12 protein-coding genes and 1 pseudogene are annotated in these 13,736 nt (G+C 68.1%); 4 read left to right on the forward strand and 9 right to left on the reverse strand.

Annotated elements, in window-relative coordinates; translation table 11 throughout:
- The first annotated feature begins 3 nt into the window (after positions 1–3).
- Together ABSY19_RS19970 and lysS are read left to right on the forward strand one after the other, a co-directional pair.
- Complete coding sequence (locus ABSY19_RS19970; RefSeq protein ID WP_382155199.1) at positions 4–720, forward strand: ABC transporter ATP-binding protein; 717 nt, start codon at positions 4–6, stop codon at positions 718–720.
- Positions 721–792: 72 nt separating this feature from the next.
- Positions 793–2,361, forward strand: coding sequence for a lysine--tRNA ligase (gene lysS, locus ABSY19_RS19975; RefSeq protein ID WP_382163883.1), 1,569 nt, complete (start codon positions 793–795; stop codon positions 2,359–2,361).
- Positions 2,362–2,503: 142 nt separating this feature from the next.
- Here lysS and ABSY19_RS19980 read toward each other — a convergent pair whose 3' ends face one another.
- Together ABSY19_RS19980 and rpoH are read right to left on the reverse strand one after the other, a co-directional pair.
- A complete protein-coding gene (locus ABSY19_RS19980; RefSeq protein ID WP_382155202.1) occupies positions 2,504–4,273 on the reverse strand; it encodes a 7TM diverse intracellular signaling domain-containing protein in 1,770 nt (589 codons plus the stop codon).
- Positions 4,274–4,399: 126 nt separating this feature from the next.
- Entirely contained in the window at positions 4,400–5,347 is a 948-nt protein-coding gene (gene rpoH / locus ABSY19_RS19985; protein ID WP_382155205.1) for an RNA polymerase sigma factor RpoH, read from the reverse strand.
- A gap of 189 nt (positions 5,348–5,536) precedes the next feature.
- On the opposite strand from rpoH, the gene ABSY19_RS19990 reads away from it, so the two are divergent.
- Together ABSY19_RS19990 and ABSY19_RS19995 are read left to right on the forward strand one after the other, a co-directional pair.
- Positions 5,537–6,415: an NUDIX hydrolase gene (locus ABSY19_RS19990; protein WP_382155207.1), complete on the forward strand. Its 879-nt coding sequence runs from the start codon at positions 5,537–5,539 to the stop codon at positions 6,413–6,415.
- Between the two features lie 64 nt (positions 6,416–6,479).
- Complete coding sequence (locus ABSY19_RS19995; protein WP_382155210.1) at positions 6,480–6,968, forward strand: hypothetical protein; 489 nt, start codon at positions 6,480–6,482, stop codon at positions 6,966–6,968.
- Here the strand turns inward: ABSY19_RS19995 and ABSY19_RS20000 are convergent.
- The 7 genes and pseudogenes from ABSY19_RS20000 to ABSY19_RS20030 form a co-directional block, all read right to left on the reverse strand.
- Positions 6,958–8,022 carry an aldose epimerase family protein gene (locus ABSY19_RS20000; protein WP_382155213.1) on the reverse strand — a complete coding sequence of 355 codons (1,065 nt, stop codon included), beginning with the start codon at positions 8,020–8,022 and terminating at the stop codon, positions 6,958–6,960. The genes ABSY19_RS19995 and ABSY19_RS20000 overlap by 11 nt on opposite strands.
- A gap of 5 nt (positions 8,023–8,027) precedes the next feature.
- Complete coding sequence (kdgD, locus tag ABSY19_RS20005) at positions 8,028–8,939, reverse strand: 5-dehydro-4-deoxyglucarate dehydratase (protein WP_382155216.1); 912 nt, start codon at positions 8,937–8,939, stop codon at positions 8,028–8,030.
- 8 nt (positions 8,940–8,947) lie between these two features.
- Positions 8,948–9,919: a Bug family tripartite tricarboxylate transporter substrate binding protein gene (locus tag ABSY19_RS20010; RefSeq protein WP_382155219.1), complete on the reverse strand. Its 972-nt coding sequence runs from the start codon at positions 9,917–9,919 to the stop codon at positions 8,948–8,950.
- A 21-nt stretch (positions 9,920–9,940) separates the two neighbouring features.
- The gene (locus tag ABSY19_RS20015; RefSeq protein ID WP_382155221.1) at positions 9,941–11,230 is read right to left on the reverse strand and encodes a TRAP transporter large permease; all 1,290 of its coding nucleotides are present in this window, start codon (positions 11,228–11,230) and stop codon (positions 9,941–9,943) included.
- Positions 11,221–11,709: a TRAP transporter small permease gene (locus ABSY19_RS20020; RefSeq protein WP_291121111.1), complete on the reverse strand. Its 489-nt coding sequence runs from the start codon at positions 11,707–11,709 to the stop codon at positions 11,221–11,223. Before ABSY19_RS20020 ends, ABSY19_RS20015 begins: the two co-directional genes overlap by 10 nt.
- 77 nt (positions 11,710–11,786) lie before the next feature.
- A pseudogene (locus tag ABSY19_RS20025) lies at positions 11,787–12,749 on the reverse strand (TRAP transporter substrate-binding protein).
- Positions 12,750–12,824: 75 nt separating this feature from the next.
- Positions 12,825–13,730 carry an SMP-30/gluconolactonase/LRE family protein gene (locus tag ABSY19_RS20030; protein ID WP_382155224.1) on the reverse strand — a complete coding sequence of 302 codons (906 nt, stop codon included), beginning with the start codon at positions 13,728–13,730 and terminating at the stop codon, positions 12,825–12,827.
- Positions 13,731–13,736 lie beyond the last annotated feature (6 nt).

Below are 13,736 nucleotides of genomic sequence, written 5' to 3' on the forward strand. Positions count from 1 at the left end.
CAAATGGCAAACACACTCCTCAAAGTCAGCGGTCTGAAGGTCGCGTACGGCGGCATCAAGGCCGTCAAGGGCATCGATCTCGAAGTGCGCGAGGGCGAGCTGATCTCGCTCATCGGCTCCAACGGCGCCGGCAAGACCACCACCATGAAGGCCGTCACCGGTTCGCTCGCCTACGAGGCCGGCGACATCGAGTACCTGGGCCAGAGCATCAAGGGCAAGGGCGCCTGGGATCTCGTGAAGCAGGGCCTGGCCATGGTGCCGGAAGGCCGTGGCGTGTTCACCCGCATGACCATCACCGAGAACCTGCAGATGGGCGCCTACATCCGCAAGGACAAGGCCGGCATCGCGCAGGACATCGAGAAGATGTTCGGCATCTTCCCGCGCCTGCGCGAACGCAAGGACCAGCTGGCCGGCACCATGAGCGGTGGCGAGCAGCAGATGCTGGCCATGGCGCGCGCGCTCATGAGCCAGCCCAAGGTGCTGCTGCTCGACGAGCCGTCCATGGGCCTGTCGCCCATCATGGTGGACAAGATCTTCGAGGTCGTGCGCGACGTCTCCGCCCAGGGTGTGACCATCCTGCTGGTGGAGCAGAACGCCCGCCGCGCGCTGCAGATCGCCGACCGCGGCTACGTGATGGATTCGGGCGAAATCATCATGACCGGCGTGGGCCGCGACATGCTCGACGACCCCAAGGTGCGCGCCGCCTATTTGGGCGAATAACACGAAATCGGCCCGTATCGGGCCGAAAACTACAATCATGGGTTGCGCACCTCGGTGCCCAACCCATTTTTCATTCATGACCCAAGCCCAAACCCCCCCACCGCCGAGACCGGTGCGCCTGCGGCGCACGACGACAACCAGCTCATCGCCGAACGCCGCGAGAAGCTCAAGGCGCTGCGCGAGGCGCAGAAACAGGGCCAGGGGGTGGCGTTTCCCAACGACTTCAAACCCGCCGACAAGGCGGCCGACCTGTTCGCCCGCTATGGCGAGACCACCAAGGAAGCGCTGGAAGCCGAGCCGGTGCGCGCCAGCGTGGCCGGTCGCATGATGCTCAAGCGCGTGATGGGCAAGGCCAGCTTCGCCACGCTGCAGGACGCGTCCTTCGGTCCCTCGGGTGGCCGCATCCAGATCTATCTGAACAACGACGGCGTGGGCGAGGCTCAGCACAGCGCCTTCAAGCACTGGGACCTGGGCGACATCATCGCGGTCGAGGGCGTGCTCATGCGCACCCGCACCGGCGAACTCACCATCCAGGCCGACCGCATCCGCCTGATCACCAAGAGCCTGCGCCCGCTGCCCGACAAGTTCCACGGCATCGCCGACCAGGAAATCAAGTACCGCCAGCGCTACGTGGACCTGATGACCGACGAAACCGCTCGCAAGCGTTTCGTCGCGCGCAGCCAGGCCCTCGCCAGCATCCGCGACTTCATGGTGAGCCACGGCTTCCTCGAGGTGGAAACGCCCATGCTGCACCCGATCCCGGGCGGTGCCAACGCCAAGCCGTTCAAGACCCACCACAATGCGCTGGACCAGGAGATGTTCCTGCGCATCGCGCCCGAGCTCTACCTCAAGCGCCTGCTGGTGGGCGGTTTCGACCGTGTGTTCGAGATCAACCGCAACTTCCGCAACGAAGGCATCAGCGTCCGCCACAACCCCGAGTTCACCATGATGGAGTTCTACGCGGCGTACTGGAACTACCAGGACCTGATGGACTTCAACGAGCAGCTCATTCGCCACGTGGTGCGCCAGGTGCGCGGTGACGAGCCGCTGACCTACCAGGGCCAGCCGGTGGACATCCTGTCGCCGTTCGAGCGCCTGACGATCCGCGAAGCCATCGTCAAGTACACCGAGGCGGGCGACAGCGTGGACGATGCCGCCTGGCTGCAGGCACAGCTCAAGAAGCTGGGCCTGAGCGAGGAAAAGCACCAGCTCTCCGGCCGCAGCCTGCCCAGCCTGCAGGTGCTGTACTTTGAAGAGAAGGTCGAGGACAAGCTCTGGAACCCGACCTTCATCATGGACCACCCGACGGAGATCTCGCCGCTGGCGCGCGCCAACGACGCGAACCCTGCCGTCACCGAGCGCTTCGAGCTCTACATCACCGGGCGCGAGTTCGGCAATGCCTTCTCGGAACTCAACGACGCCGAGGACCAGGCCGCGCGCTTCCAGGCGCAGGCCTCGGCCAAGGACGGGGGTGACGAAGAGGCCATGTACTACGACGCCGACTACATCCGTGCGCTGGAGTACGGCATGCCGCCCGCCGGCGGTTGTGGCATCGGCATCGACCGCCTGATGATGCTGCTGACCGACAGCCCCAGCATCCGCGACGTGATCCTCTTCCCCGCGCTGCGCCGCGAGGTTTGAAGAGGGCACCCCCTGCGCCGCTTCGCGGCTTCCCCCTCTCTGGCGCCTTCGGCTGGGAGGGGGACGGCATCTTGGGCCGGCGGAGCCGGACCCTTGATGCCCCTGGTGGGCGCTGTTGGCGCTCCGAAGCTGTCAGGAACGATCAGAAATTCAGTTTGAGGATGGCCTTGCGCGGGTCCTTGCGCAGGGCGTCCAGCGCCTGGCGCAGCCAGTCCAGGTGCGCCTGGGCGTCCTGCTGAAGCTCGGGCGTGGGATCGGGCAGCAGCGCCACGACGATCTTGAACTTCAGCGTGGTGCCCACGGGCAGTTGCACCGAGGGGCGCAGGCCGCCCGCGACGATGCTGGTGGCCGCGGCCAGGGCCTGCGCCTCGCGCACCGGCCCTTCCATCAACAGCGCCAGGGTGCTGTCGTCGACCCGGCTTGCCGTGTCCACGTCGCGCGCTACCGAGCGCAACAGCGAGCCGGTGATCACCAGCGCGCGGTCGGCCACCTCGCGGCCGTGCTGCTCGGCAAACCAGCCGTGGTTGTCCAGGCCGATCAGCAGGAGCGCGCTCTGGTGCCCGTAGCGCTGGGCCCGCACCACGCTGTCGTGCAGCCGCAACATGAAGTTGTGCCGGTTCGTGAGGCCGGTGAGCGGCTCGGTCAGGGCCAGTGCGCGGGCGCGGGCCTGGGCCTCGTGCTGCAGGGACGAGCGTTGCAGCAGGCCGTAGATCAGCAAGGGCGCCTCGAGGGCGGCGGCGATCACCATGCCGTACTGCGACAGGAAACCCGATGAGATCAGACCGAAGTTGCGCATCACCGGCAGCGCCCCGGCCAGCAGCACCGGCAGCATGCCCAGCGCGATCCAGCGCACCCAGCGGTCCCCCGTGCGCCAGGCTGCCCAGAGCATGGCGTAGACCAACGCGAGCGTGGCGGCGGAGGCGGCCGTCACGGCCTGCAGGCTGCCATGGGTGGGGTACAGCGTGTCCCACAGAATCAAGCCCGCCAGAACCGCGGGCAGTGCCAGGGCGGAGCGGTCCAGCCAGCGACCGATGCGCCTGGGTTGAACCACCTGCCGCACAAACAGCAGACCGAACACCGCCGCCATCGGCATCAGCACGAACTCGGCCAATCCGTTCCACTGCGCCGAGTTCGGCCAGAGGAACTGGCCGGCCACACCCAGCGACGCGGCCATGGCCAGCCCGAGGACTGTGATGTAGATGGCATAGGCGGCAAAGCTGGTGTCCCGGAACACCAGCGCATTGGCCACTGCGGTCGCGGTGAGCAGCAACGCCATGCCGAAGTAGGCGCCCAGCAGAAACTGCTGGTGGATGCGCAGCTCGCGCAAGGTGTGGTGGTCGTGAATCTGCAGCGTGCCGGAGAACGGCACGCGAGCGTGTTCGATGCGCACCCAGTAGGTCACTACAGCGTCGGTGCGGGGGTCGAGCGAGAACACCGGGTAGCGGTCGGGAAAGGCCCAGTGGCTCACCGCGAGGCGGTCGCCGGCGTTTTGCGCTTTCCATTCGCCATTGGACAGCCGGTGGTAGAGGCTGATGCGGTCGGTGCCCGAGCGCGCCAGCTCCAGCTCCCAGCGCGAATGGTCGTCGCGGGCCTCGGCATCGAAGCGAATCCACAGCGCGCCGCCGTCCGGAAGGAGGAGGCGGTGTTCGGCGCTGCGCACCGCAAACGGCAGTTGGTCCTGTTGGGCTTCCACCTCCTGCACCGTCAGCTGGCCGCCGGTATCCACCCAATACAGGCTGCGCTGGGCCAGGGGCACGCTGGGTTGTGTGCCGTCGAGCACCACAGGCGGCAGCTCGGCGGCCACGCCGCGCAGGACAGGAAAAAGGGAGAAGAAGGCCAGCGCCAGCCAGGCGGCCAGCCTGCGAGCGCGACGGATCCCGGGCGTCGCGCCCTTCCACAAAACGTCAGACATCCCCCGATTGTGTCGCCTGTGACATTGACCGGGCGTGACGCAGGTCCGGCGACGGGCGCCGTTCGTAAAAAAGAAGCCCCGGGGTCGCGAAACCGCCGGGGCCGTGGTGGCAATGGGGGCCGTGGATCAGGCGTAAGCGGCCAGCGCCTTGCGCATCTTCTTCATGGCCGCCACCTCGATCTGGCGCACGCGTTCGGCGCTCACACCGTACTCGGCCGCCAGTTCGTGCAGCGTCATGCCGCCCGAACCGTCGTCGTTCACCTTGAGCCAGCGCTCGCTCACGATGCGGCGCGAGCGTTCGTCGAGCTCGCTCATGGCGCGCGCCACACCTTCGGTGGCCAGCGCATCGCGCTGGGCCGATTCGAGCACCGCGGTGGGTTCGTGGGTGGCGTCCGCCAGGTAGGCGATGGGGCCGAAGCTGTCTTCGCCGTCGTCGCCCGGGGCCGGGTCCAGCACCACGTCGCCGCCGGAGAGGCGCGTTTCCATTTCGCGCACTTCTTCGGGTTTCACGTTGAGTTCGCGGGCCATCACGCCCACTTCGCTGTCGGACAGCACCTCGCGGTGGGTGTCGCCATCGACCGCATCGGCGCGGAAGCCCTGCTTGCGCGAGCGCAGGTTGAAGAACAGCTTGCGCTGGGCCTTGGTCGTGGCCAGCTTGACCATGCGCCAGTTCTTCAGGATGTATTCGTGGATCTCGGCCTTGATCCAGTGCATGGCGTAGCTCACCAGGCGCACGCCCTGGTCGGGGTCGAAGCGCTTGACGGCCTTCATCAGGCCGACGTTGCCTTCCTGGATCAGGTCGCCATGGGGCAGGCCGTAGCCCAGGTACTGGCGCGAGATCGACACGACGAGGCGCAGGTGGGACATCACCAGTTGGCCGGCGGCGTCCAGGTCGTTGTCGTCGCGCAGGCGGCGGGCGGCCTGCTGCTCCTGCTCCAGCGTGAGCAACGGCAGGCGGTTGACCGCGGAAATGTAGGCGTCCAGGTTGCCCAGGGGCGGCACGAGCGCCCACGGATTCGCCACGGCGATCGAGCCGGTGGTGGCGGTGGCAACAGGAGCAAGCGTGTGGGACATGTGAACCCTCCTCAGGTGTCTGCGAAGAATATTAGCACTCTCTAGGAGCGAGTGCTAAAGCAGAAGTTCCTTGCCCTTGGCCGGATGCGGTTTTGCATTCACCGTCATTCATTTGATAAAAAAGTATCCATTTTTGGAGGTTGCGCCACGGCGACTGCAGGCCTTCGCCCATGCACCGACAATCGGTCCATGCCCATTGCCATCAATTCCGACGAAGTGCTCACCCCGCCCGTGGCCGCTGCCACCGTGATGGTGGTGCGCGACGGGCCTGCTGGCCTGGAGGTGCTGCTCGTGCGCCGGCATGGCAATTCGGGCGTGCTCGGTGGCGTGCATGTCTTCCCGGGTGGCAAGCTGGATGCGGCCGACCGGCGGACCGACCCAGCGGCGCTGGACCGACCCGCCGCCACCTGCCTCGCTGGGCTGGGCGAACCCGGCCTGGACGTGGACACGGCCCTGGGCCTGCACGTGGCGGCGTTGCGCGAGACCTTCGAGGAATGCGGCCTGCTGCTGGGCCAGGCGAACGGCGCCAGGCACGTGCAGCCCGTGCGCGAGCAGACGGCCACCGGCATCGCGTTCGCCGCCGCCCTGCAGGCCCAGGGCCTGCCCATTCCCACCGCCTGTGTGCTGCCGTGGTCGCGCTGGGTCACGCCGCGCGTGCCTTCGGTGACCAACAAGCGCTTCGACACGCGCTTCTTCGTGGCCGTGGCACCCGATGACCAGACGGTGGAGCACTGCGCCCACGAAGCGACGGAAGCCGTGTGGCTTCCGCCGCGCACTGGCCTGGAGCGCTACTGGGCCGGCGAGATCGACCTGGCGCCGCCGCAGATCATGAGCCTGAGCGAGCTCAGCCGCCTGGCCGATGTGGCGCAGGTGCTGGCCACCGCGCGCAGCCGCCCGCCCTCGCTGATCGAGCCCGAGCCGTTCGACGAGGACGGCCGGCGCGTGATCTGTTATCCCGGCGACCCGAGGCACAGCATCGCCACCCGGGTCTGGCCCGGCCCGACGCGCCTGCTGCACCGCAACCAGCGCTTCGAGCCCGAGAACGGCCTGGCCGCGCTGCTGGGCTGAACGGCAGGAACTCGCCTCCCTGAAAACCATCGAAATGGCTTGAGCCACCGAACAGGAGCTGTCCATGCGTTTGCGCTTGTGGTGTTTGGTCGGTGTGGCCTTCCTGAGCGCGTGCGCGGGCTACGGACCGACGGCCGACATGGCCGGCCAGAACCGCGACCAGGTCGTGGCGCGGATGGGTCCACCGGAAACCACGCGCCAGATCGACGGGGGCACCCGGCTGGAATATCCCCGGGGCCCTTATGGCCTGCACACCTGGTTCGTGGACCTCGATGCCTCGGGCCGCGTGGTCCGCTCGGAGCAGGTGCTGACCGAGGCGCGTTTCACCCAGATCAACCCCGGCATGAGCGCCGACGAGGTTCGCGCCAGGCTGGGGCGCCCGGGCGAGGTGCAAGGACTGGGGCGGGAGCGCGGCATGGTCTGGAGCTACCGCTTCGTGAACCCGTTCTGCCGCTGGTTCCAGGTCGAGATCTCCCTGGAGAACGTGGTGCGCTCAGCGGGTTATGGCGAGCCGCCGGAGTGCGTCCGACGAGAGCCGGTGTTCAATCGTTGACCGTGCCGAAACGATAGACCGTGGTGGCGCGGTAAGGCCGGTCGGGCGCCACGGTGTTCTGCGGCAGCGCCGGGCAGTTGGGGGCGTTGGGAAAATGCTGGGGCTCCAGGCAGACGGCCGAGCGGGGCCGGTGCCGCACGCCCCACTTGCCGAGGTCGGGGCGCTCCGCCACCCCGAGCTGGCCGGCGGTGTACACCTGCAGCAGCGGTTCGGTGGTCCACACGTCCAGGGTGCGGCCGCTGGTGTCGCTGCGCAGTTGCGCGCACAGGCGTGCGGCGGATGTGAGCCGGGGTTCCAGCACGTAGCTCAGGTCGATGTCGGGCAAATCACCCAGCACCTGGGCCGTGCGCAGGTTCTGCGGGTGGCCGTCGAGCGAAACCAGGGCCCCCGTGGCGATGCCGTCGGCCCCGGTGGCCAGCACCTCGCGCGAGCCGGGCACCTGCAGCACGTGGCCATCGATGCGCTGGCCCTGGCCCACACCATCGAGGTTGAAGTAGATGTGGCTGGTGAAGCTCGCGGGGCCGGGTGCGTCGAGCGCGGTGGCCGTGTGTTCGAGCACCAGCGCGTTGTCGTCGTCGAGCCGGTAGGTCAGCTGCAGGTCCAGCGTGCCGGGGAAGCCGTCTTCGGCGGTGAGGAAGCGGTGGTGCAGCCGCAGGGTCTGGGCGTCGGTCTGCGTGGCGTCGAACACGCGGTGGCGCGAGCCGCGCGGCCCGCCGTGGATGCAGTGCGCGCCCGCGTTGGGCGTGAGGTGGTGCTCGTGCCCGTCGAGCGTGAAGCGCGCGCCGCCGATGCGCCCGGCGTAGCGGCCCACGAAAGCGCCCATGGAGGGTGAGCCGGTGATCACGTCGGCCAGCTGGTCGTAGCCCAGCGCCACGTCGTCCAGCGCGCCCGAGCGGTCGGGCACGACGATCTGCAGCACCTTGGCCCCGAGGTTGGTGATGGCCACCACCATGCCGCGCGCGTTGCGCAGGAAGAAGAGGGCGGTGGGCCGGCCGTCCACTTCGCCTTGGAAGCGCGCCGGGTCGAGCAGATGAGGGAATGCGGCTGGGTTCATCGGCCCTATTGTGGGCCGAGCGCGTGAATCAGCTCGCCCAGGCGCTCGCGCTCGGCGGGCTGCAGGTCGGTGAGCGGCGCGCGCACCGGGCCGGCGCCGCGGCCCACGAGCTGAGCGCCGGCTTTCACGATGCTCACCGCGTAGCCCGCGCCTTTGTTGCGGATGTCGAGGTAGGGCATGAAGAAGGACTTCAGCAGACCGTGCTGCGTGGCGTGGTCGTCGCGGCGCACCGCCTCGTAGAAGGCCATCGCCGTCTTCGGGATGAAGTTGAACACCGCCGACGAGTACACCGGGGTGCCCAGCGCCTTGTAGGCCGCCGCGTACACCTCGGCGGTGGGCAGGCCGCCCAGGTAGGAGAAACGATCGCCCATCTTCAGGTAGATCGACATCATGAGCTCGATGTCGCCGATGCCGTCCTTGAAGCCGATCAGGTTGGGGCAGCGCTCGGCCAGGATGGCGAGCGAGTCGGGCGTGAGCTTGCAGACGTTGCGGTTGTAGACGATCACGCCGAAGTCCACGCTCTTGCAGACCTGCTCCACGTGGGCGATCAGGCCGGCCTGGCTGGCTTCGGTGAGGTAGTGCGGCAACAGCAGCACGCCGTGCGCGCCCAGGCGCTCGGCCTCCTGCGCGTGCGCGATGGCGGTGCGGGTGGGCCCGCCCGCGCCCGCGATGATGGGCACCTTGCCGCGGCAGGTGGTCACCGCGGTGCGCACCACCTCGCTGTACTCGGCGCCCGAGAGCGAGAAGTACTCGCCGGTGCCACCCGCGGCGAACAGCGCGCTGGCCCCGTAGGGCGCGAGCCACTCCAGGCGCTCGGCATAGCCTCGGGCGTTGAAGTCGCCCTGCGCATCGAAGTCGGTCAAGGGGAAAGACAGCAGGCCGCTGCCGACGATGGATTGGAGTTCCTGGGGGTTCACGGGGCAGCTCAGTCCAGTTTGATGTTGGCCTCGGCGACGACCGCGCCCCAGCGCTTGCGTTCGGCGTCGAAGAAGCGGTCCTGCTCGGCCGACTGCATGGTCACCACCTCGGCGCCCTGGCCGGTCAGGCGGGCGCGCACGTCGGGGCTGCGGATGGCCTTGATCAGCTCGGCGTTCAGGCGCGCGATGAGCGCGGCCGGTGTGCCGTTGGCCACCAGCACGCCCTGCCAGGTGCCGGACTCGAAGTCCTTGACGCCCTGTTCGGCCAGCGTCGGCACCTCGCCCACCAGCGGCATGCGCGTCTTCTTGGAGATGCCCAGCACCTTGAGCCGGCCGCTCTGCACGTGCGGCAGCGTGGCCAGCATCCCGTTCATGATGACCTGGGTCTGGCCGGCCACCGTGTCGGTCACGGCCTGCGAGCCGCCCTTGTAGGGCACGTAGGTCCACTTGGCGCCGGTGGCGCGCTCCACGGCCACGCCGGCCACGTGCGGCGCGCTGCCCACGGCCGTCACCGCGAAGTTCAGGTCGGTGGTCTTGGACAGGGCCACCAGTTCCTTGAGGTTGTTGGCCTTGACGGAGGGGTGCACGGCCAGCATGTGCGGCGAGTACGCCAGCATGGTCACGCCGCGCAGGTCCTTGCTCGGGTCGAACGAGAGCTTGGTGTAGACCGCCGGGCTGATGGCCAGCGCGCCCACGTCGCACAGCAGCACGGTGTGGCCGTCGGGCGTGGATTTCGCCACCAGATCGGCCCCCAGGTTGCCGTTGGCGCCGGGCCGGTTCTCCACGATCACCGGCTGCCCCAGGCTGTCGGACAGCGGCTGGCTGATGGCGCGCGCGATGATGTCCGAGGAGCCACCCGGCGGGTAGGGCACGATGATCTTCAGCGGCTTGTTCGGAAAGCCCTGCGCGTGCGCGGCGGGCAGGCCGGTCACGGCGAGCGCGGCGGACGAGGCGAGCAGTTGTCGGCGGTTGATGGACATGGTGATCTCTCCTTGAAGGGTTTACTTGACCAGGCCGGGCAGCCAGAGCGAGAACGCGGGCACGTAGGTGACCAGCATCAGGCAGATGCCCAGCGCGCCGTAGAACGGTGCGATGGTGCGCATCACCTGGCCGACCGAGATGCCGCCGATGGCACAGCCCACGAACTGCACCGAACCCACGGGTGGGGTGTTGAGACCGAGCGCGCAGTTGATCAGCATCACGATGCCGAACTGCGTCGGGTCCATGCCGAACTGCATCGCGATCGGCATGAAGATCGGCGTGCAGATCAGGATGGTGGCCGCCATGTCCAGGAAGGTGCCGAGCACGAACAGCAGCAGGTTGATCATGAGGAAGATCACCCAGGGCTTGTCCGACACCGACTTCATGAGCTCGCCGGTGAGTTGCGGCACTTCGTAGAGCGCCATGAAGTAGCCGAAGGCGGCCGAGATGCCGATCAGCAGCAGCACCACGCCGGTGGTCTTGCAGGCCTTGGCGCAGGCTTTCAGGAAGTTGTGCCAGGACAGCGTGCGGTACACCAGCACGGTGATGGCCAATGCCCAGGCCACCGCGATGGAGGCCGACTCGGTGGCGGTGAACGCGCCCGAGAGAATGCCGGCGAGGATGATCACGATCACCAGCAGGCCCGGCAGCGCGGCGCCGAAGGCGCGCAGCACCTCGCCCCAGCCGGGGAACTTGCCGTGCGTGGGGTAGCCGCGCTTGACGGCCACGTAGTAGGCCGCGCCCAGGTTGCAGATCGTGAGGATCAGCGCCGGGATCAGGCCGGCCAGGATCAGGCTGAGCACGCTCACCGAGGCGATGCCCGAGGTGGCCAGCGTGAAGATGATCATGTTGTGCGAGGTCGGCATGATGGCGCCGACCAGCGAGGCGTGGGTGGTGACGTTGACCGCGTAGTCCGCGTCGTAGCCCTCCTTCTTCATCAACGGGATCATCACCGAGCCGATGGCCGAGACGTCGGCCAGCGGCGAGCCGGCCACGCCGCCGAACAGCGTGCAGCCCACCACGTTGCTCATGCCCAGGCCGCCGCGCACGTGGCCCACCAGGCTGTTGGCGAAGCGCACGATGCGGTCGGCGATGCCGCCGTACAGCATCAGCTCACCGGCGAACACGAAGAAGGGGATGGCGAGGAAGCTGAACACCTGCATGCCGCCGACCATCTTCTGGAACACCACCGCCACCGGCAGGCCGGCCACGAGGATGGTGGCGACCGAGGACAGGCCGATGGCGAAGGCCACCGGCACGCCGAGGATCAGGAACAGGGTGAAGCTCAACCCCAGGACAGTCAGTTCCATGCGGGCTCCACGAGGGTGCCGCGGATCAGCGCGACGATGTGTTCGATCGAGAACAGCACGATGAGCGCGCCGGCGATCACGATGGGCAGGTAGTCGATGCCGTCGGGCACCGGCAGCATGGGTTTCTTCTCGCCCCACTTGGCGGTCATCCACAGCCAGCCGCTTTGCACCATGAGCGCGCCGAAGATCGCCACCAGGGTGTGGATCACGTACTCGATGCGGCGCTGCCAGCGCAGGGGCAGCAGGCTCACCAGCGACTCCAGGCCGATGTGGCCCGCGTCGCGCACGCCCACGGCCAGGCCGAAGGCGGTGACGAAGAGCACCAGCAGCATGGCCAGGGCCTCGGCCCAGGTGGGCGTGTCGTTGAAGACGTAGCGGCCGATCACCTGCCACTGCACGCACAGAACGACCGCGATCAGCCCGGCCACGGCCAGCATCAGGCACAGCTTGGACAAGCCGGCACACAATTTGGTGAACATGGGAAACCTTGCTCCCCCGCCCGCCGGAGCGGACGAGGGCTGGAGGAGAGGGATGGGGGGAAAAAAAGGGACGCCGTTTACTTGGTGTCCTGGATCGCCTTGACCAGGCGCTTCATGTCCGGCGTGATCATGAACTTCTCGTACACCGGGCCCATCACAGCCTGGAAGGACTTCTTGTCGACTTCGACGATCTCGGCGCCGGCGGCCTTCACGTTGGCGAGCGACTTGGCTTCCTGCTCGTCCCACTTCTGGCGTTCGAACGCGACCGACTCCTTGGCGGCGGCGCGGATCATGTCCTGCTCGGCCTTGGGCAGCTTGTCGTAGACCACCTTGGACATCACCAGGATCTCGGGCGCCATCGAGTGTTCGGTCTTGGAATAGATCTTCACGGCCTCGACGTGCTTGGCGGTGTCGAACGAGGGGATGTTGTTCTCGGCGGCGTCGATCAGGCCGGTCTTCAGGCCGGTGTAGACCTCGCCATACGGCATGGGCGTGGCGTTGGCGCCCATGGCGCTGACCAGCGCGACCCACAGGTCGGACTGCTGCACGCGGATCTTCAGGCCCTTGGCGTCGGCCACGGTCTTGATCGGCTTCTTGGCGTAGATGGAGCGCGCGCCGCTGTCGTAGAAGGCCAGGCCGATGAAGCCGGCCGACTCGCAGCTCTTGAGGATCTCGTCGCCCACCGGGCCGTCCAGCGACTTGCGCATGTGCGCGATGGAGCTGAACAGGAAGGGCATGGTCGGCACCTGGGTCAGCGGGCAGATGGCGTTCATCGGGCCCACGTTGACGCGCGTGAAGTCCAGCGCGCCGATCTTCACCTGGTCGATCGTTTCCTTCTCGCTGCCCAGTGCCTGCTTGTTGAAGACCTAGATCTTGTGCTTGCCGCCGCTCTTCTTCTCCAGCAGCTCGCTCATGTGCTTCACGGCGGCCACGGTGGGGTAGTCGTCGGCGTTGTGCGTGTCGGCCGAGCGGAACTCGGTGGCCTGGGCCGCGAGGGCGGCACAGGCGGCCACGATGGTCAGGAGGGGTTTGATGTTCATGTCGTCCTCAGCGCTTTCGGTTGGGTGGTTGAAAACAGGGGCTTGGGCCTGGGGCCTCTTGTGGGAATGCAGGGCTCAGAAAATCGTGCAGGCGGGCTCGGGCAGCCCGCGCACGCCGGGGCGCAGCGCGAACACGCCGCCCGCCAGCGGTTGGTCGGACAGGTCGCCACCGGGCCGGATGGAGGTGACGAACAAGGTGTCGAGCCCGCTGCCGCCGAAGGCGCACATGGCGGGCTTCTTCACCGGCACGGCGAGCGATCGGTCGAGCCGGCCGTCGGGCGTGAAGCGGTGCACCAGGCCGGCGTCGTTGCCGCAGATCCAGTAGCCGCCGTCTTCGTCCACCGCCGCGCCATCGGGCCGGCCGGGCAGGGCCTTCATGTCGACCCAGGCGCGCGGGCGGTGCGGCGTGCCGCTGTCGGTGTCGTACTCGTAGGCCCAGATGGTCTGCACGCTGGGGTGCGAGTCCGAGAGGTACATGGTCTTGCCGTCGGGGCTGAAGGCCATGCCGTTGGGCGTGATGAAGCCGCCCTGCAGCGCGCGCAGCGCGGCGCCGTCGAAGGCGTACAGGCTGCCAGCGGGCGCGGCCAGCGACATGTCCATCACCATGGTGCCGGCGCGCAGCCGGCCCTGGCGGTCGCAGCGGCCGTCGTTGAAGCGCATGCCGCCCTGCGGGTGCCGCACGCGGGCGCGCGCTTCCTGGGTCAGCGTGCCGTCGTCCTGCGGCGTGAGCACCGCCACGCCGGTTTCCATGGCGGCCACCCAGCGGCCGTGCGGCGTCGCTTCGCTGCCGGCGGCCAACGCCATGCAGCCGGCCATCTCGGGCGTGGCCCACTGGCGCGATTGCCCGGTGGCCGCGTTCCAGCACCAGAGCGCGCGGCCGGGGATGTCCAGCCAGAACAGGGACTGGCGCTGCGCGTCCCACACCGGGCTCTCGCCCACGCCGTTGCGCGCGTCGAGCACCAGGTCGGCCTGCGTGGTCATGGTGGG

It is taken from the genome of Hydrogenophaga sp. ANAO-22 (assembly GCF_042466645.1).
Taxonomy (GTDB): domain Bacteria; phylum Pseudomonadota; class Gammaproteobacteria; order Burkholderiales; family Burkholderiaceae_C; genus Hydrogenophaga.